Origin of the sequence: Ideonella aquatica (assembly GCF_018069755.1) — a bacterium.
Lineage (GTDB): Bacteria > Pseudomonadota > Gammaproteobacteria > Burkholderiales > Burkholderiaceae_C > Ideonella > Ideonella aquatica.
In genome coordinates, this window is the sequence record NZ_JAGQDE010000009.1 from 67,830 (window position 1) to 84,701 (window position 16,872).

Sequence of the window (16,872 nt, forward strand, 5' to 3'; positions counted from 1 at the left end):
GGCGCCCGCGAGCTGCCATTTTGAGAGGGGACATTGAATGTCGATGCTGTCGAACCTGGACCTGATCCGCCGGGTGCCGCTGTTCTCGATGCTGACCAATGACCAGGCGCGCGCCGTCGCCGATGGCGTGGTCAAGCGCCGTTACCGCCGCGGAGAACTGGTGGTGGAGCAGGGCAAGAAGAGCAACGCGCTCTACATCCTGCTCAACGGCCGGGCGCGGGTGCTGACCGCCGATTCCCGCGGGCGCGAGGTCATTCTCGCCGTGCTGGAGGCGGGCGACTATGTGGGCGAGATGAGCCTGATCGACAACCAGCCTCACTCGGCCACCGTGCGCTGCGAGGTGCAGTGCGACATGCTGATCCTGGGCCGCGCCGAGTTCGCGCGCTGCCTGCCCGAAAACTCCAGCCTGTCCTACGCGATCATGCGTGGCCTGGTCACCCGCCTGCGCGCCGCCGACCGCCAGATCGAGTCGCTGGCGCTGCTGGATGTCTACGGCCGCGTCGCCCGCACGCTGCTGGACATGGCCGAGGACGTTGACGGCGAGAAGGTCATTCGCAGCAAGGTGTCGCGTCAGGACATGGCCAAGATCGTGGGTGCATCGCGCGAGATGGTCAGCCGGGTCATGAAGGACCTGGAAGAGCGCGGCGTGATCGAGACCCAGGAAAACGGGTCGGTGCTGCTGAAGAATCGATTGGGCTGATGACCTGGATGTGTCTGCGGAGCTGCCAAGGGGCAGCGTGGTCGGAGGCCCGGTGAGCGGGCTCGTGGGATGGCGCCGCGGCATGGGCGCCGGGTCGGCAGGATCGGTGGCCGAGCCGCCGCGGCGGGTGCCCGCTTGGCGGCTGCTGGTGCGGGCATCGCTGTGGGGCGCGCTGTGGCTGGTGTTGACGCTGTCGCTGCTGAGCCGTCGCCCGGGCGATCCGGCCTTCAGCACCTCGGGCGTCGACGGCAGCACGCTGAACTGGCTGGGCGCACCCGGCGCCTGGGTGGCCGACCTGACGCTGATGCTGTTCGGCTTCTCGGCCTGGTGGCTGGTGCTGGCCGGGCTGCGGCACTGGCTGTCGGCGCTGGCGGCGCTGTGGCGCTCTGCGCAGCCGCCCGGTCCGGCCGCAACGGCGGCCGCCGAGGCCGATGGCACCGTGCCGCTGGGCCTGGCGCTGGTGATGCTGGCCAGCTGCGCGCTGGAATGGACCCGCATCTACGCCTGGGAAGCCCACCTGCCCGGTCCGGCGGGCGGCGTGCTGGGCCACTGGGCCGGGCCGGCCTCGCAGCAGTGGCTGGGCTTTGCCGGCTCTGGAGCCTTGTGGATTGCGCTGCTGGTGGCGGCGCTGCCCTGGGCGCTGCGCTTCTCGTGGGTGCGCACGGCCGACACGATCGGCGGCTGGATCGATGGCGCCCGCGAGCGGCGCACACAGGCGCGCGAATTCCAGGAGGACGTGCGCCTGGGCGAGCAGGCCCTGCGTGAGCGCGAGCAGGAGGTGGTCGAGGAGCGCCTGGAGCAGGTGGAACACCGCCCCATCGTGATCGAGCCACCTGTGCTGGAGGTGCCCAAGTCCGAGCGCGTGGCCAAGGAGCGCCAGAAGCCGCTGTTCATGGAGTTGGCCGACACCAAGCTGCCGCAGATCGACTTGCTCGACAAGCCGCCGGTGCGGGTCGAGACGGTGACGCCCGAGTCGCTTGAGATGACCAGCCGCCTGATCGAGAAAAAGCTCAATGACTTCGGCGTCGAGGTGCAGGTGGTGGCGGCGCAGCCCGGGCCGGTGATCACGCGCTACGAGATCGAGCCGGCCACCGGCGTCAAGGGCTCGCAGGTGGTGAACCTCGCCAAGGACCTGGCGCGCTCGCTGAGTCTGGTCAGCATCCGCGTGGTCGAGACCATTCCCGGCAAGAACCTGATGGCGCTGGAGCTGCCCAACGCCAAGCGGCAGACGATCCGTCTGTCCGAGATCCTGGGCTCCAAGGTCTACCACGACGCCGGCTCGCTGCTGACGATCGGCCTGGGCAAGGACATCGTCGGCTCGCCGGTGGTGGCCGACCTGGCCAAGATGCCGCACTGCCTGGTGGCCGGCACCACCGGCTCGGGCAAGTCGGTGGGCATCAACGGCATGATCCTCAGCCTGCTCTACAAGGCCGAGGCGCGTGATGTGCGCCTGATCCTGATCGACCCCAAGATGCTGGAAATGAGCGTCTACGAGGGCATCCCGCACCTGCTGTGCCCGGTGGTCACCGACATGAAACAGGCCGGCAACGCGCTGAACTGGTGCGTCGGCGAGATGGAGCGGCGCTACAAGCTGATGAGCAAGCTGGGCGTGCGCAACCTGGCCGGCTACAACAAGAAGATCGACGAGGCGGCGGCCCGCGGCGAGCACCTGCCCAACCCCTTCAGCTTGACGCCCGAGTCGCCTGAGCCACTGGAGCGCCTGCCCTACATCGTCATCGTCATCGACGAACTCGCCGACCTGATGATGGTGGTGGGCAAGAAGATCGAGGAGCTGATCGCCCGCCTGGCGCAGAAGGCGCGCGCCGCAGGGGTTCACCTGGTGCTGGCCACGCAGCGGCCCTCGGTGGATGTGATCACCGGCCTGATCAAGGCCAACATCCCCACCCGGCTGTCCTTCCAGGTCAGCAGCAAGATCGACAGCCGCACCATCCTCGACCAGATGGGCGCCGAGGCCCTGCTGGGCATGGGCGACATGCTCTACCTGGCACCGGGCACCGGGCTGCCAGTGCGGGTGCATGGCGCCTTTGTCTCCGACGAAGAAGTGCATCGCGTCGTCGAGTCGCTCAAGGCCCAGGGTGAGCCCAACTACATCGAGGGCATCCTGGAAGGTGGCACGCTGGACGGCGAGGGCGACGCCGCCGGTGGCGGCGGTGCGGCCGGTGGCGATGGCGAAGCCGATCCGCTGTATGACCAGGCGGTGGCGGTGGTCTTGCAGCACCGCAAGGCTTCGATTTCGCTGGTGCAGCGCCACCTGCGGATTGGTTACAACCGCGCGGCGAGGCTGCTGGAACAAATGGAGCAATCCGGGCTCGTATCCGCACTGTCCTCCAATGGCAGCCGCGACCTGCTGCTGCCCAAGCGCGATGAATGAACGAACCGTCGGACGACGGGAATGCCTGGGTCTGCTGGCCCTGGCGACGCTGTCGCCAGTCGCACGCGCCGATGCGCTGTCGGCCCTGAACACCTTCATCCGCGACGTGCGCTTCGGCCGCGCCGACTTCACCCAGACGGTGACCTCGCCCGACGGCTTGAAAAAGAAGGTCTCCAGTGGCCGCTTCGAATTCCAGCGCCCGAACCGCTTCCGTTTCGCCTACCTGTTGCCCTATGCGCAGACCATCGTCGGCGATGGCCAGAAGGTCTGGTTCCACGACCCCGACCTGAACCAGGTCACGGTGCGGCCCTGGAACGAGGCGCTGGGCAGCACGCCCGCGGCCTTGCTGGCCGGCCAGTCGCTGGAGCGCGAGTTCGAGCTGAAGGTCCTGCCCTCGGCGGGCGGCCTCGACTGGGTGCAGGCCGTGCCGCGCCAGCCGGGTGGCACGATCGTCTCGATGAAGGCCGGTTTCCGGGGCAGTGCCTGGGCGGCGCTGGAGATTGCCGACAGCTTTGGCCAGCGCTCGCTGATCGAGTTTGGCGCGATGCAGACCGATGCCGCTCCGCCGCCCGAGAGCTTCCGCTTTGTCCCGCCTCCCGGCGCGGACGTCAACGCCGGCTGATCAGAAGGCGAAGCGCAGGCCCAGCGTCATCGCCCGGGCGTGCGGCGAGCCCGTCTGCCAGCCCCAGCTGGCGTCCAGCCACAGGCGGTTGGGCAGCGGATTCCAACGTACGCCGGCTTGGATCCACGGGCGGTGCGTGCGGTCGTTGTCGAACAGCTCACCCATCAGGTCCCACTGGCTACTGGCTGCATGTTCCACAGCCAGGGCCCAGGAGGTGGTGCTGGCATGCGCCAGCCGTGAGTGGTTCCAGCCGACATTGCCATGCAGCACGAAGCCGGGCGCCATCGGCCAGCTGACCACGCCGTTGATGTAGCTCTGGTCCGACGTCAGGCCCGAGCCGTCGTCGGTGCCGCCCAGGCCATAGGCCAGGGCGACGCTGGCCCCTTCGTCACCGCCGTCGATGACGCGCGACTTGCCCGACAGCGTCAGGCTGCGGGCTGAGCTTGCGCCGCTGTGGGCGCGTTGGACCTGCAGGGCCAGCTGGGTGTGTTCGGTGGCACCGCAGCCCAGTTGCACGCTCTGCGTGCCCACGCTGGGCGCACCATCCTCGCTGCCGTGGCCGAGGAAGGACTCCAGTTCGCACACACCCTGGCTGATCGTGCCGGCATCCTCGGTGGTGGCGGGGCGGCCGGCCAGCGCGGGCAGCGACAGGCCCAGCAGCAGCGGGAGCAGGAGAGCGCGGTGCATGTGCATGGCCTTCAGTGCAGGACGGCGTCCATCAATCCCATGTCAGCCGAGGTCATCATCTGTTCAATGTCCATCAGAATCAGCATGCGTTCATCGTCGCCGTGCTTGATCGTGCCCAGGCCGGTGATGTAGCTGGCATCGATCGCGCCGTTGAATTCAGGGGCCGGCTTGATCTGGCCGGCTGGCAGTTCCAGCACGTCGCTGACCGAATCCACGACCATGCCCACGGTGCGGTGGGCGATATTCAGGATGATCACCACGGTGAAGGCATCGTACTTCACGTCGGGCAGGTCGAAGCGCAGGCGCATGTCGACGATCGGCACGATCACGCCGCGCAGGTTGACCACACCCTTGATGAAGTGCGGTGCGTTGGCGATGCGGGTGGGCTGCTCGTAGCCGCGGATCTCCTGGACCTTGAGGATGTCGATGCCGTACTCCTCGTGGCCCAGCTTGAAGGACAGGTATTCGCGTGGCGCGCCGGTGGCCGCCAGGCTGGGCTGCAGGGTGCTGCGTTGGTCGCTGGTCATCACGGTGCTCATCAAAGGTGTCTCCTCGGGAGGCGGGTCAGGTGCCTGGAAGTGTGCGGCGCGTGCCTGGGCGGCAAGCCTTGAAAAGCAGGCGTGCGGGCGCGTTATTCGCGCCGACTGCGGCCACAATCCGGCCATGGATCACTCCCAGGACGGCCTGTTCGAGGACCCGCCGACGCCCCCGATCGGCTCGGCCGCCGCGGCCCAGGCGCCGTTGGCCGAGCGCTTGCGGCCCGCCACCGTGGACGAGGTGGTCGGCCAGACCCACCTGCTGGGGCCGGGGCGGCCGCTGCGTCTGGCCTTCCAGTCGGGCCGCCCGCACTCGATGATCTTCTGGGGGCCGCCCGGCGTGGGCAAGACCACGCTGGCGCGCCTGACGGCCCAGGCCTTCGAGTGCGAGTTCATTGCCCTGTCGGCGGTGTTCAGCGGCGTCAAGGACATCCGTGCGGCGATGGAGCAGGCCCAGCAGCACCAGCGGCGCGGGCTGCGCACCATCCTCTTTGTTGACGAGATCCACCGCTTCAACAAGGCCCAGCAGGATGCGCTGCTGCCCTATGTCGAGAACGGCCTGGTCACCTTCATCGGCGCCACCACCGAGAACCCGTCGTTCGAGGTGAACTCGGCGCTGTTGTCGCGCGCCCAGGTCTATGTGCTCAAGCCGCTCAGCGAGGACGAGCTCAAGCAGCTGCTTGAGCGTGCGCGCCGGCAGGTGATGCCTGAGCAGACGATCGATGCCGCCGCGGCCGACACGCTGGTGGGCTATGCCGACGGCGATGCGCGGCGTTTTCTCAACCTGGTCGAGCAGTGCGCCAGCGCGGCGGCGGCGGCCGGGGTGTGCGCCATCGATGCCGAGTTCGTGCAGGCGGCGATGGCGCTCAACAGCCGCCGCTTCGACAAGGGCGGCGACGCCTTCTTCGACCAGATTTCGGCGCTGCACAAATCGGTGCGCGGCTCGCACCCCGATGCCGCCTTGTACTGGCTGTGCCGCATGCTCGACGGCGGCGCCGATCCGCGCTACCTGGCTCGGCGCCTGGTGCGCATGGCCTGGGAGGACATTGGACTGGCTGACCCGCGCGCACTGCAGATCGCCAACGATGCGGCCACCACCTATGAGCGCCTGGGCAGCCCCGAGGGCGAGCTGGCACTGGCCCAGGCCACGCTCTACCTGGCCGTGGCCGCCAAGAGCAACGCCGGCTACAACGCCTACAACGAGGCGCGCGCCTTCGTGAAGCAGGACCGCAGCCGCGAGGTGCCGCCGCACCTGCGCAATGCGCCCACGAAGCTGATGAAGGAACTGGGCCACGGCCATGCCTACCGCTACGCGCATGACGAGCCCGACGCCTACGCGGCCGGCGAAACCTACCTGCCTGACGGGCTGACCGAGCCCGGCTGGTACCGGCCGGTGCCTCGGGGTCTGGAGCAGCGCATCGCCGACAAGCTGGCGCAGCTGCGCCGGTGGGACGACGAGGCGCGCCAGGCCCCGCCAGCGACGCCCTGAACCACCGCACGGCTTGTCCACGGCGGCCGTGCGCAAGCCTGTGGGCAAGTCGTGGGAGAGGCGCGCAAGTGCTTGTCAATGCTGCGCTTTTTCTGGTCTGCCGGGAAATGTGGCAGTTCGGTGACGGCTTGTCCACGGCGCTGCAGAGCAAGCCTGTGGGTAAGTCGTGGGCGGATGCGGCAAGTGCGCGCTGCCGCATGGGTTTTCCTGGCTTGCCCAAAAAGCGGGCAGGGGCGCGCCGAGCGCCTACACTGGCAGGCTGTTCCCGCTGAACCCCCGCAACGTGTCGCTGTCCGATCGTCTGGCCGTGCTGCCGCAATACCTGCTGCCCAAGCAGGCCCTGACCCAACTGGCTGGCGCCTTCGCCCAGCACCGTGGCGGCGCGCTCACCACGGCGGTGATCCGGCGCTTCATCGCCCGCTACGGCGTCGACATGGCAGAAGCGGCCAACCCCGACCCCGCGGCCTACGCCAGCTTCAACGACTTCTTCACCCGCGCGCTGCGCGACGGCGCGCGGCCGCTGGCTGACCAGGGCCTGCTGTGCCCGGTCGATGGCGCGATCAGCCAGTTCGGGCCGGTCCAGGGCGACCAGGTCTTCCAGGCCAAGGGCCACGCCTACAGTACCACCGCACTGGTGGGTGGCGACGCGGCGCTGGCCGCTCAGTTCCAGGATGGCCACTTCGCCACGCTGTACCTGAGCCCGCGCGACTACCACCGCATCCACATGCCCTGCGCCGGCCGGCTGCGTCGGATGATCCATGTGCCGGGCGATCTGTTCTCGGTCAACCCCACCACCGCGCGCGGTGTGCCGGGGCTGTTCGCCCGCAACGAGCGCGTGGTCTGCGTATTCGACACCGAACACGGTCCCTTCGTGCTGGTGCTGGTGGGTGCCACCATCGTCGGCAGCATGGCCACCGTCTGGCATGGCGTGGTCAACCCGCCGCGGCCCGGCGCGGTGCGCGAATGGACCTATGAGGACCAGGACATCCGCCTGGCGCGCGGCGCCGAGATGGGCCGTTTCCTGCTGGGCTCGACGGTGGTCATGCTGTGGCCCAAGGGCCCGCTGCGCTTCAACCCGGCCTGGGCGCCGGGTCGGCCGATCCGCATGGGCGAGCCGATGGCCGGTCTAGCCTGACATGCGACACTGACCCACCCCACCGCAGGAGATCACCGTGGCCGCGCCGCGCATGAGCACCGATGACGAGATCGACGCACTGGACCGCGTCTGCCAGCGCCTGGCCGGCTTCGAGGACGACGTGTCACTGGAGTGGCTGGACGGCTACATGACCGCGCTGCTCTCCGGCCCCCGCCGCATCGCCCGCGATGAATGGCTGCCGCGCCTGGCGCAGGGCGTGTTCGCCCGCGCCTATGGCGACCCCGAGGACGCCGCACCCGCGCTGGCCGCGATCGACGCCCGCTACGACGTGCTGGCACAGCAGCTCGACCCCGACCAGATCCTCGACGACCCCGACGTGCTGCGCCTGGCGCCGCTGATGATCGAGCTGACCGATGAGGACAAGCAGCGCCTGGTGGCCGAAGGCCATGTGCAGGAAGATCAGCTGCACCTGCTGGAGCAGACTGGGGAGGTCTGGGCGATCGGCTTCATCGAGGCCACCCGCGACTTTCCCGACGACTGGCCGCCGCAGGACACCGAGACCGAGGACGGTCAGCTCTTCGACGAGTGCCTGACCCGCATCGTCTCGCTGACCATGGAGCCCGAGGAGCTCAAGGAAGTCTTCGAGGACCTCTACGACGGCGAGGAGCTGAACCGCGACGAGCTGGTCAACGAGGCGCTCTATGCCGCGCAGGACCTGCGCCTGTACTGGCTGGACCACGCGCCCAAGCCGGCGCCGCGCCGCGTCGAGGCCCTGCCGGGCCGCAACGACCTGTGCCCCTGCGGCAGCGGCAAGAAGTTCAAGAAGTGCCACGGCGCGCAGATGCAGTGAGACCATGGCTGATCGACTGGATCTGAGCGGCCGCCACATCGTTCTCGGGCTCTCCGGCGGCATCGCCTGCTACAAGGCGGCCGAACTGGCGCGCGAGCTGGTCAAGGCCGGCGCCACGGTGCAGGTGGTGATGACCGAGGCGGCGACGCACTTCATCACCCCGGTGACGATGCAGGCCCTGACCAACCGCCCGGTCTACACCCACCAGTGGGACCCGCGCGAGGCCAACCACATGGCCCACATCAACCTCTCGCGCGAGGCTGATGCGGTGCTGATCGCCCCGGCCAGCGCCGACTTCATGGCCAAGCTGGTGCACGGCCGCGCCGACGAGATCCTGTCGCTGCTGTGCCTGGCCCGGCCCGCCGAGCGCGTGCCGCTGCTGGTGGCGCCAGCGATGAACCGCGAGATGTGGGCCCACCCTGCCACGCAGCGCAATGTGGCTGCGCTGCGCGCCGATGGCGTCACCGTGCTGGGCCCGGCCGCCGGTGACCAGGCCTGTGGCGAGGTGGGCGACGGCCGCATGCTGGAGGCCGCCGAGCTGCGCGATGAACTCATCGCCTTCTTCCAGCCCAAGGCGCTGGCCGGCCGGCGCGTGCTGATCACCGCGGGCCCCACCTTCGAGGCGATCGATCCGGTGCGGGGCATCACCAACCACTCCAGCGGCAAGATGGGCTTCGCGATCGCCCGCGCGGCGCAGGAGGCCGGGGCCCAGGTCACGCTGGTGGCTGGCCCGGTGCACCAGCCCACGCCGGCCCATGTGCGGCGCATCGATGTGCAGAGCGCGCAGCAGATGCACGACGCAGTGTTGCCCCTGGCAGGCGCGCACGATGTTTTCATCGCCACCGCGGCGGTGGCCGACTGGCGCCCGGCCGCGGCCGCCGGCCAGAAGCTCAAGAAGGACGGCAGCGGCCGTCCACCGGCCTTCGAGATGGTCGAGAACCCCGACATCCTGGCCGCTGTGGCGCGGCTGGACGACGGGCCGTACTGCATCGGCTTCGCGGCCGAGAGCCACGATCTGCTGCGCCATGCGCAGGAGAAGCGCGCGCGCAAGAACGTGCCGCTGCTGGTGGGCAACATCGGCCCGGCCACCTTCGGCCAGGACACCAATGCGCTGCTGCTGGTCGATGCTCACGGCCACCGCGAGCTGCCGCAGGCCGACAAGCTGACGCTGGCGCGACAGCTGGTGGCCGAGATCGCTCTTCGTTTGAACCCGAGCACCCCATGACCACGATCGACGTGAAGCTGCTGGACCCGCGCATGGCGGACCAGCTGCCCGCCTACGCCACCCCCGGCAGCGCCGGCCTGGATCTGCGCGCCTGCCTGGACGCACCGCTGGAGCTGGCGCCCGGCCAGACCGCGCTGATTCCCACCGGGCTGGCGGTGCACATCGCCGATCCGGGCCTGGCGGCCATGATCCTGCCGCGCTCGGGCCTGGGCCACAAGCATGGCATCGTGCTGGGCAACCTGGTGGGGCTGATCGACTCCGATTACCAGGGCCCGCTGATGGTCAGCTGCTGGAACCGCGGCCACACCGCGTTCACGGTGCAGCCGCTGGAGCGCATCGCGCAGATGGTGATCGTGCCGGTGGTGCAGGCGGCGTTTCGCGTGGTCGAGGACTTCGAAGCCAGTGACCGCGGTGCCGGCGGCTTTGGCTCGACCGGCCAGTCCTGATCAGTGCACCGAGCTGCCCGGTGGCGGGCCGCTGAGCACCGCCAGCGGTGACTCGCCCACGCTGCCGGCGGCCTGTTCGTCCTGGGTGGCGGCGCGCACGCCCATGACCTTCAGCGCAATGCGCAGCGCGATGCCGGCCAGCGGATGGTTGGCGTCCAGCACCACGTGCTCGGGGTAGATCTCGGTGACGGTGTAGATCAGGCCCTCGGGCATCTCCGAGGCGGCGCCACCGGGCAGGCCGTCAAAGCGCATGCCGGGCTCCAGATCGTCGGGGAACAGGGCGCGGCGCTCGAAGCAGACCAGCTCGGCGTCGTAGTCGCCAAAGGCGTGCTCGGGTTCCAGGTGCAGCTGGGTCTCGAAGCCCTCGGCCTGACCGGCCAGGGCCTCCTCGACCTTGGGCAGCAGGTCCTCGCCGCCATAGAAGAACTCGACCGGCTCGTCGAGTTCGTCGATCAGCTGGCCCTGGGCGTCAGACAACGTCCAGGTCAGCGTCACGACGCAAGGGGAAGTGATGTCCATCAACGGATCATCGCACAGCGCCTGCGGCGGCCGCGCGACAATCCAGGCCCATGGACATCGATCAAGCGCTGCCGCTGCTCGGCGGCCTCTCCCCCGCGGCCTTCATGCGCCGCTACTGGCAGAAGAAGCCCTTCGTCATCCGCCAGGCCGTGCCCGGCGTGGTGCCGCCGCTGCCGCGCGCCGAGCTGTTCGAGCTGGCCGGGCGCGAGGACGTGGAGTCGCGCCTGCTGCAGCAGTCGCCCACCACCTGGACCCTGCGCCACGGACCGTTCACGCGTCGCCAGATTCCGCCGCTGGGCAAGCCGGGCTGGACGCTGCTGGTGCAGGGGCTGGACCTGCATGTGCCGGCAGCGCATGAGCTGCTGTCGTGTTTTCGCTTTGTGCCCGAGGCGCGCCTGGACGACCTGATGATCAGCTACGCCAGCGATGGCGGCGGCGTCGGTCCGCACATCGATTCGTATGACGTGTTCCTGCTGCAGGTCAGCGGCCGGCGCCGCTGGCGCATCGGCCCAGTGAAGGACGTGCAACTGCTGCCCGACAAGCCGGTGAAGATCCTGGCCAACTTCCAGCCCACCGAGGACCTGGTGCTGGAGCCCGGCGACATGCTCTACCTGCCGCCGCGCTGGGGCCATGATGGCATCGCGGTGGGCCCCGACTGCATGACCTGTTCGATCGGCTTTCGCACCCCCACGCCCACCGAGACCGCGCGCGAGGTGCTGCAGCGCATGGTCGACGCGCTCGAGCCCGACACCGACGAGCCACACTACCGCGATCCGGCCGGCAGCGCCACGGCCACGCCGGGTCGGATTCCCGAGGCCTTGCAGCGCTTTGCGCAAAAAGCGGTCATCGAGGCGCTGAACGACGCCCGCAGCCTGGCCTGCGCGCTGGGCGAAACGCTGACCGAGCCCAAGGCCATTGTCTGGTTCGACGGCGGTGAGCCGCTGGCGGCGGGGCAGGGGGCGCGGCTGGATGCGCGCTCGCGCATGATGTACGACGAGCACCATGTGTTCATCAATGGCGAATCGTTCCGCGCCGGCGGCCGAGATGCGCGGCTGATGCGGCAGCTGGCCGACGCGCGGCGACTCTCCGCAGCGCAGCTGTCGCAGCTCAGCGAGGCCGCGCGGGCACTGATCGACGAATGGGCCTGTGATGGATGGGTCCGCGCCGACTGAGACCCCGTCCTGGCCCGAGGAGCCGGGACGCCTGGCGTGGACTGGCCGCGCGGCCTGGGCCGACGCGCTGGCGCGCCTGGTCGATGTGCTGGAGGCGGCCCGCGTCACACGGCTGTGCTGGGTCACGCAGGACCCCCTGGCCTGGCCCTGGGAGCAGGCCGAGCTGCTGGAGCGGCTGGCGCACTGGGCGCGCCCTGCGGGCCGGCAGTGGCTGTGGCTGGGCGGGGACTATGAGCCGGTGCGCCATGGCGCACCGCGCCTGATGCGCTGGCGCGCCACCTGGGACCATCGGGTACAGTGTCTGGCGGTGGATGAGCCTCGCCAGCTGGATGGGCGTGAGTGCCTGCTGGCGCAGGGGCTGGGCTTGATTGAGCGCTTGCCCGGGCCGCAGGTGCAGGGCCGCGTCAGCACCGATCCACGTGAACTTGTCCTCATCGCGCGGTGGTTTGATGCAGTTTCGCAACGGGCCACCGTGACGTTCCCCGTGACAACCGTGGGTATCTAGGGACTCTACCTAGAGTGGGTATAATGTAAGGCTAGGCACAGGATTGATCTGCTGCGGCGCGATGGCGCCGGGCCGTCCTGGTCTGTGTCGAGGAGGAGGTTCGCCAGAACAGCGGGCCTTCAGAACAACCGGTTTTTCTGTTCGACCCCAACTTTTCTCTTTGAGGAACTTCATGAACAAGTCGCTCCTGCTGGCCTCCCTGATCGCTGTTGCTGCCCTGGCCGCTTGCGGCAAGAAGGCCGAAGAAGCTGCCCCGGCCGCTGCCGCTGCCGTCGCTTCCGCCGCCGCCCCGGCGGCCGACGCCGCCGCTTCGGCTGCTGCTCCGGTGGCTGACGCCGCTGCCTCCGCTGCCTCGGCCGTCGCCGATGCCGCCAAGGACGCCGCTGCCGGCGCCGTGAACGCCGCCGCTTCGGCCGCGATGGACGCTGTCAAGAAGTAAGCTTCTTCTGCGCAAGAAAAAGCCGCCCTCGGGCGGCTTTTTTGTTGTCGGCGACGGGGCCCGTGCAAGGTGCCGTGGCGCACCTCGCGGACCCGGATCAGCGGCGCAGCTCGGTCAGCAGCAGAGCGGCCACGCGGCGCGCGTTCTCGGACGCATCGGGCCGGCCTTCGGCGTCCAGCACGTTCACGGCGGTGCTGCCGTCGGGCTGCGACTTCAGGGCCAGGCGGAAACGCGACAGCTGCACCGCATCCTTGGCGCCAAACAGGCGCGAGAAGAAGCCCGGCTGCTCCTCGCTGGCGGTCGACGGATCGGCAAAGCGCACGAAGTAGGTGGCCTGGCCGCGATCGCGGTCTTCCACCGTGAAGCCGCTGCGGTCCAGCGCCAGGCCCACTCGGCGCCAGGTGCGCTCCAGATCCTCGGTCACACGCAGTGCGGCGCCGGGCTGGCCGCTCAGTTCCTCGGCGCGCGAGGACACGGCCGCCGGTGCCGCCGCAGCCACGGCCGGAGCGGCCGGGTTGGCCTTGGCGTCCTTGGCGGCCTGCTCGGTGGCGCCCAGCGCCAGCATCAGCCGCGACAGCATTTCAGCTTCCAACTGGGGATCGGTGGGGCGGGGCGTCCAGACCAGGTTGTCCTCGCGCTGCTGGCTGCTGAAGACCTCCTGCACGCCGCGGTGGCTGATCAGGATCTCGGTGCCGCGCGCGGTGCGCTCCAGGCGGGTGCGGAACTTGTCGCGCTCGCCGGTGGAGTACAGTGAATCGATGACCTTGCCCAGGGTGTTGCGCAACAGGTCATCGGGAATCTTGGCGCGGTTCTCGGCCCAGTCCGTCTCGAAGGTGCCGGTTTCGGGGCTGTCCTTGACCAGCGTGAAGCCCATCTCCTGCCAGAACTGGCGGATGCGCGGCACCAGTTGCTCCGGCGTCTGGGGCGCCACGAGCCAGCGCGTGTTGCCCTCGCGCTCCATGCGGATGCTGCCCACCTGGGTGGGCGCTGCTGCCGGGCCGGCGGCACTGGCGCGCGGGGTGCCGGCCTGTTGCATCTGGCTGGCGCTGACGGCGCCGGTCTGGGGCAAGAAGCGGCCGTCGCGGCTGAGCGGTGTCAGGTCCGGCGGCACCTCCAGCGGGTTGGTCTTGCGCGCGGCCTTGCCATAGTCGAGCTTGTCGCCGCCCAGCGTGTTCTCCAGGGCGCTGCAGCCTGCCAGCCCGACGATCATGAGAAGGACGGCGGCACGCAGGGGCGTCGAGGCGAAGGCATGTTTCACTGAAGCGGTCTCCAAGAAAGCCGACGGACCAGCGAGCGGTGCGGCGGCTTGGAACAGGTGAGGGGGTGGAATCAGGCCAGCAGGCCGGCGTCGCGCATCGCGCTGCCAACCAGGGACTGGCCGGCGTCACTCAGCGGGGTGAGCGGCAGCCGCACGGTGGTGCCGCAGCGGCCCAACTGCGACAGGGCCCACTTGGCAGGGGCGGGGCTGTTCTCGCAGAACAGCTGCTTGTGCAGCGACAGCAGCTGGAAATGGATCCGGCGCGCGGTGGGAATGTCGCCCGACAGCGCAGCGGCGCACATCTCGTGCATCAGGCGCGGCGCGACGTTGGCGGTGACACTGACGTTGCCGGCGCCACCCAGCAGCATCAGCGCGATGGCGGTGCCGTCGTCGCCGGAGAACACCTTGAAGCCGGCCGGCGCATGCTTGATCAGCCACGCGGCGCGCTCGATGTTGCCGGTGGCTTCCTTGATGCCGAAGACGCCGGGGATGGTGGCCACGCGCAGCGTGGTCTCGGGCAGCATGTCCGCCACGGTGCGGCCGGGCACGTTGTAGACCATCACGGGGATGTCCACCGCCTCGGCGATTGCCTTGAAGTGGCGGTACATGCCTTCTTGAGACGGCTTGTTGTAGTAGGGCACGACCTGCAGCGTGCAGTCGGCACCCACCTGCTTGGCATAGCGGCTGAGCTCGATCGCCTCGGTGGTGTTGTTGGCACCGGCGCCGGCCATGATGGGGATGCGGCCCTTGGCGTGCTCGACGGCCACCCGGATGATCTCGAAGTGTTCCTCGAAGCTGACCGTGGCCGATTCACCGGTGGTGCCGACCACACAGATCGCGTCGGTGCCCTCGGCCACATGCCAGTCGATCAACGCGCGCAGGCCGGAGTAGTCGACGCTGCCGTCTTCGTGCATCGGCGTCACCAGCGCCGGGATGCTGCCTTGAATGGATCTCATCGTGATTCCTTGCGAATGGTGGATTCTAGCCACCCGGTGCAACGGCCCAGAGAGGCAGAGGGTGCACCGCGTCATCGCGTTGCGCAGCAATGCGCTGAACCACGCGCTCGGGCGAGCGCAGCTGTCCGCTCTCGTAGCCCAGCACCTGCAGGTCGCGGCAGGCCTGCAGCAGTTCGCCCGGCTGCAGCAGGAAATCCGGCCGCGCGGGGCGGCCATGGCGTTCATTGCCGATGGCAAAGGTCTCATAGACCAGCCGTCCACCGGGCGCCACGGCATCGATGATGTGCTGCAGCAGCGGCCGCCACAGGTAGTTGGTGACGACGACCAGGTCGAAGCGGCGGCCGTCCAGCGGCCAGGGACCGTTCTCGATGTCGGCGTGCAGCATCTCGCCCAAGCCCTGCAGGCCGGCCAGGGCCTGGGCATCGCGGTCGACGCCTGTGACCCGCCAGCCCTGCCGGGCCAGCCAGCGCAGGTGCCGGCCCTGGCCGCAAGCCAGATCCAGCGCCTGTCCGGGGGGCAGATCGCCGCACCAGCGGCGCACCCAGTCCGAGGGTGGGGGGGAGGTGTCGTGCATCAGAAGCAGGCCCACAGGCGGTCGGCCAGGTCGCGCGCCAGGTGCGGGCTGGAATAGGCCAGGAAGACCATCAGCAGGGCGCCCAGCACCAGCGTCCAGGCCAGCAGTCGGGGCCACATGGCGTCAGGCCGCGGCGGGCCGCAGCAGCGGGGTTTCGCGCACCGGCTGGTTGGCCAGCGCCGCGAACACGCCCAGCGCCACCGCGATCCACCACACCGGGGTGTAGCTGCCGGCGCGGTCATAGATCCAGCCCCCCAGCCACACACCCAGGAAGGAGCCCACCTGGTGGCTGAAGAAGACCACGCCGCCCAGCATGGACATGTACTGCACGCCGTACACCTGGGCCACGATGGCATTGGTGGGCGGCACGGTCGACAGCCACAGCACACCCATCGTCGCGGCGAACAGGTAAACACTCATCGGCGTCAGCGGCACCGCCAGGAAGATCACGATCACCGCCGAGCGCAGCAGGTAGATCGCCGACAGGATGTGGCGCTTGGGCAGGCGCTGGCCCAGCACCCCGGCGGCATAGGTGCCGAACACATTGAACAGGCCGATCAGCGCCAGCGCGGTGGTGGCCACCGAGGGGTCCATGCCCTGGTCGCGCAGGTAGCTGGGCATGTGCACGCCAATGAAGACCACCTGGAAGCCGCAGACGAAATAGCCCGCCGTCAGCCAGCGGAAGCTGCTGTGGCCGAAGGCCTCGCGTAGCGCGGCGCTGATGCTCTGCTGCGGACGCGCTGCGCCCGCGGCCAGACCCGGCTCTTTCAGGCCCAGCGCCAGCGGCATGATGGCCAGCGCGGCGCAACCCAGCACAAAGAGGGCGCTCTGCCAGCCCCAGGTGGCGATCAGCCAGCTCTCCACCGGCACCATCATGAACTGGCCGAAGGACCCCGCGGCCGCGGCCACGCCCATGGCCCAGGAGCGCTTCTCGGGGGCGACGTTGCGGCCGATCACGCCGTAGACCACCGCATAGGTGGTGCCCGACTGGGCGATGCCGATCAGCAGGCCGGTGGCGCCGGTGAAGGCCAGGCCGGAGGTGGCCAGCGCCATCAGCACCAGGCCCAGCGCATACAGCAGGGCGCCCACCAGCAGCACCCGGAAGGCCCCGAAGCGGTCGGCCAGCGCGCCGGCAAACGGGCCGGCGGCGCCCCAGGCGATGTTTTGCACCGCCAGCGCGAACGAGAAGGTTTCGCGTGTCCAGCCGCGGTCCATCGTGATCGGCTGCAGCCACAGACCGAAGCCGTGGCGGATGCCCATCGACAGCGTCACGATCAGCGCGCCGCACAGCAGCACCTGGGTCATGGACAGGGGGCGGGGGCGGGCGATGTCGGTCATTCGTCCACTGTAGCAGCCCAGGGAGGTAGACTGGATGCATACACAGGCCGCCAGTTCCATCGATGGCG

18 protein-coding genes are annotated in these 16,872 nt (G+C 69.3%); 11 read left to right on the forward strand and 7 right to left on the reverse strand.

Going from position 1 to position 16,872, the window contains the following annotated elements; translation table 11 throughout:
- Positions 1-37: 37 nt before the first annotated feature.
- The 3 genes from KAK06_RS11800 to lolA all read left to right on the forward strand — a co-directional run bounded on the left by KAK06_RS11800 (position 38) and on the right by lolA (position 3,714).
- Positions 38-700: a Crp/Fnr family transcriptional regulator gene (locus KAK06_RS11800; protein ID WP_210802312.1), complete on the forward strand. Its 663-nt coding sequence runs from the start codon at positions 38-40 to the stop codon at positions 698-700.
- An 82-nt stretch (positions 701-782) separates the two neighbouring features.
- Entirely contained in the window at positions 783-3,092 is a 2,310-nt protein-coding gene (locus KAK06_RS11805) for a DNA translocase FtsK (RefSeq protein ID WP_210802418.1), read from the forward strand.
- The gene (gene lolA, locus KAK06_RS11810; RefSeq protein ID WP_210802313.1) at positions 3,085-3,714 is read left to right on the forward strand and encodes an outer membrane lipoprotein periplasmic chaperone LolA; all 630 of its coding nucleotides are present in this window, start codon (positions 3,085-3,087) and stop codon (positions 3,712-3,714) included. The genes KAK06_RS11805 and lolA overlap by 8 nt, the downstream gene beginning before the upstream one ends.
- On the opposite strand, the gene KAK06_RS11815 is transcribed toward lolA, so the two are convergent.
- Positions 3,715-4,401 carry a PA4824 family protein gene (locus KAK06_RS11815; RefSeq protein WP_210802314.1) on the reverse strand — a complete coding sequence of 229 codons (687 nt, stop codon included), beginning with the start codon at positions 4,399-4,401 and terminating at the stop codon, positions 3,715-3,717.
- Positions 4,402-4,412: 11 nt separating this feature from the next.
- Positions 4,413-4,940, reverse strand: a complete 528-nt coding sequence (locus KAK06_RS11820; protein ID WP_210802315.1) for a chemotaxis protein CheW — start codon at positions 4,938-4,940, stop codon at positions 4,413-4,415.
- A 124-nt stretch (positions 4,941-5,064) separates the two neighbouring features.
- On the opposite strand from KAK06_RS11820, the gene KAK06_RS11825 reads away from it, so the two are divergent.
- From KAK06_RS11825 to dut, 5 genes are all read left to right on the forward strand, one after another.
- Positions 5,065-6,426, forward strand: coding sequence for a replication-associated recombination protein A (locus KAK06_RS11825; RefSeq protein WP_210802316.1), 1,362 nt, complete (start codon positions 5,065-5,067; stop codon positions 6,424-6,426).
- 289 nt (positions 6,427-6,715) lie between these two features.
- On the forward strand, positions 6,716-7,561 hold the full coding sequence (gene asd / locus KAK06_RS11830) for an archaetidylserine decarboxylase (protein ID WP_210802419.1): 846 nt from the start codon (positions 6,716-6,718) through the stop codon (positions 7,559-7,561).
- Between the two features lie 37 nt (positions 7,562-7,598).
- Positions 7,599-8,372, forward strand: coding sequence for a YecA/YgfB family protein (locus KAK06_RS11835; RefSeq protein WP_210802317.1), 774 nt, complete (start codon positions 7,599-7,601; stop codon positions 8,370-8,372).
- Between the two features lie 4 nt (positions 8,373-8,376).
- The gene (coaBC, locus tag KAK06_RS11840; RefSeq protein ID WP_210802318.1) at positions 8,377-9,597 is read left to right on the forward strand and encodes a bifunctional phosphopantothenoylcysteine decarboxylase/phosphopantothenate--cysteine ligase CoaBC; all 1,221 of its coding nucleotides are present in this window, start codon (positions 8,377-8,379) and stop codon (positions 9,595-9,597) included.
- Positions 9,594-10,043, forward strand: coding sequence for a dUTP diphosphatase (gene dut / locus KAK06_RS11845; protein ID WP_210802319.1), 450 nt, complete (start codon positions 9,594-9,596; stop codon positions 10,041-10,043). The genes coaBC and dut overlap by 4 nt, the downstream gene beginning before the upstream one ends.
- On the opposite strand, the gene KAK06_RS11850 is transcribed toward dut, so the two are convergent.
- Positions 10,044-10,562, reverse strand: coding sequence for an FKBP-type peptidyl-prolyl cis-trans isomerase (locus KAK06_RS11850; RefSeq protein ID WP_210802320.1), 519 nt, complete (start codon positions 10,560-10,562; stop codon positions 10,044-10,046).
- A 50-nt stretch (positions 10,563-10,612) separates the two neighbouring features.
- Between KAK06_RS11850 and KAK06_RS11855 the strand changes: the two genes are divergently transcribed.
- The 3 genes from KAK06_RS11855 to KAK06_RS11865 all read left to right on the forward strand — a co-directional run bounded on the left by KAK06_RS11855 (position 10,613) and on the right by KAK06_RS11865 (position 12,678).
- Complete coding sequence (locus KAK06_RS11855) at positions 10,613-11,734, forward strand: cupin domain-containing protein (RefSeq protein ID WP_210802321.1); 1,122 nt, start codon at positions 10,613-10,615, stop codon at positions 11,732-11,734.
- Positions 11,712-12,239: a hypothetical protein gene (locus tag KAK06_RS11860; protein WP_210802322.1), complete on the forward strand. Its 528-nt coding sequence runs from the start codon at positions 11,712-11,714 to the stop codon at positions 12,237-12,239. The genes KAK06_RS11855 and KAK06_RS11860 overlap by 23 nt, the downstream gene beginning before the upstream one ends.
- A gap of 172 nt (positions 12,240-12,411) precedes the next feature.
- A complete protein-coding gene (locus KAK06_RS11865; RefSeq protein WP_210802323.1) occupies positions 12,412-12,678 on the forward strand; it encodes a hypothetical protein in 267 nt (88 codons plus the stop codon).
- A 97-nt stretch (positions 12,679-12,775) separates the two neighbouring features.
- On the opposite strand, the gene bamC is transcribed toward KAK06_RS11865, so the two are convergent.
- From bamC to KAK06_RS11885, 4 genes are all read right to left on the reverse strand, one after another.
- Positions 12,776-13,936, reverse strand: coding sequence for an NlpB/DapX family lipoprotein (gene bamC / locus KAK06_RS11870; RefSeq protein ID WP_310741076.1), 1,161 nt, complete (start codon positions 13,934-13,936; stop codon positions 12,776-12,778).
- Positions 13,937-14,007: 71 nt separating this feature from the next.
- Positions 14,008-14,892, reverse strand: a complete 885-nt coding sequence (gene dapA / locus KAK06_RS11875) for a 4-hydroxy-tetrahydrodipicolinate synthase (RefSeq protein WP_210802324.1) — start codon at positions 14,890-14,892, stop codon at positions 14,008-14,010.
- A 25-nt stretch (positions 14,893-14,917) separates the two neighbouring features.
- The gene (locus KAK06_RS11880; protein WP_210802325.1) at positions 14,918-15,466 is read right to left on the reverse strand and encodes a class I SAM-dependent methyltransferase; all 549 of its coding nucleotides are present in this window, start codon (positions 15,464-15,466) and stop codon (positions 14,918-14,920) included.
- A gap of 123 nt (positions 15,467-15,589) precedes the next feature.
- Positions 15,590-16,804, reverse strand: a complete 1,215-nt coding sequence (locus tag KAK06_RS11885; RefSeq protein WP_247652808.1) for an MFS transporter — start codon at positions 16,802-16,804, stop codon at positions 15,590-15,592.
- Between the last annotated feature and the right edge of the window lie 68 nt (positions 16,805-16,872).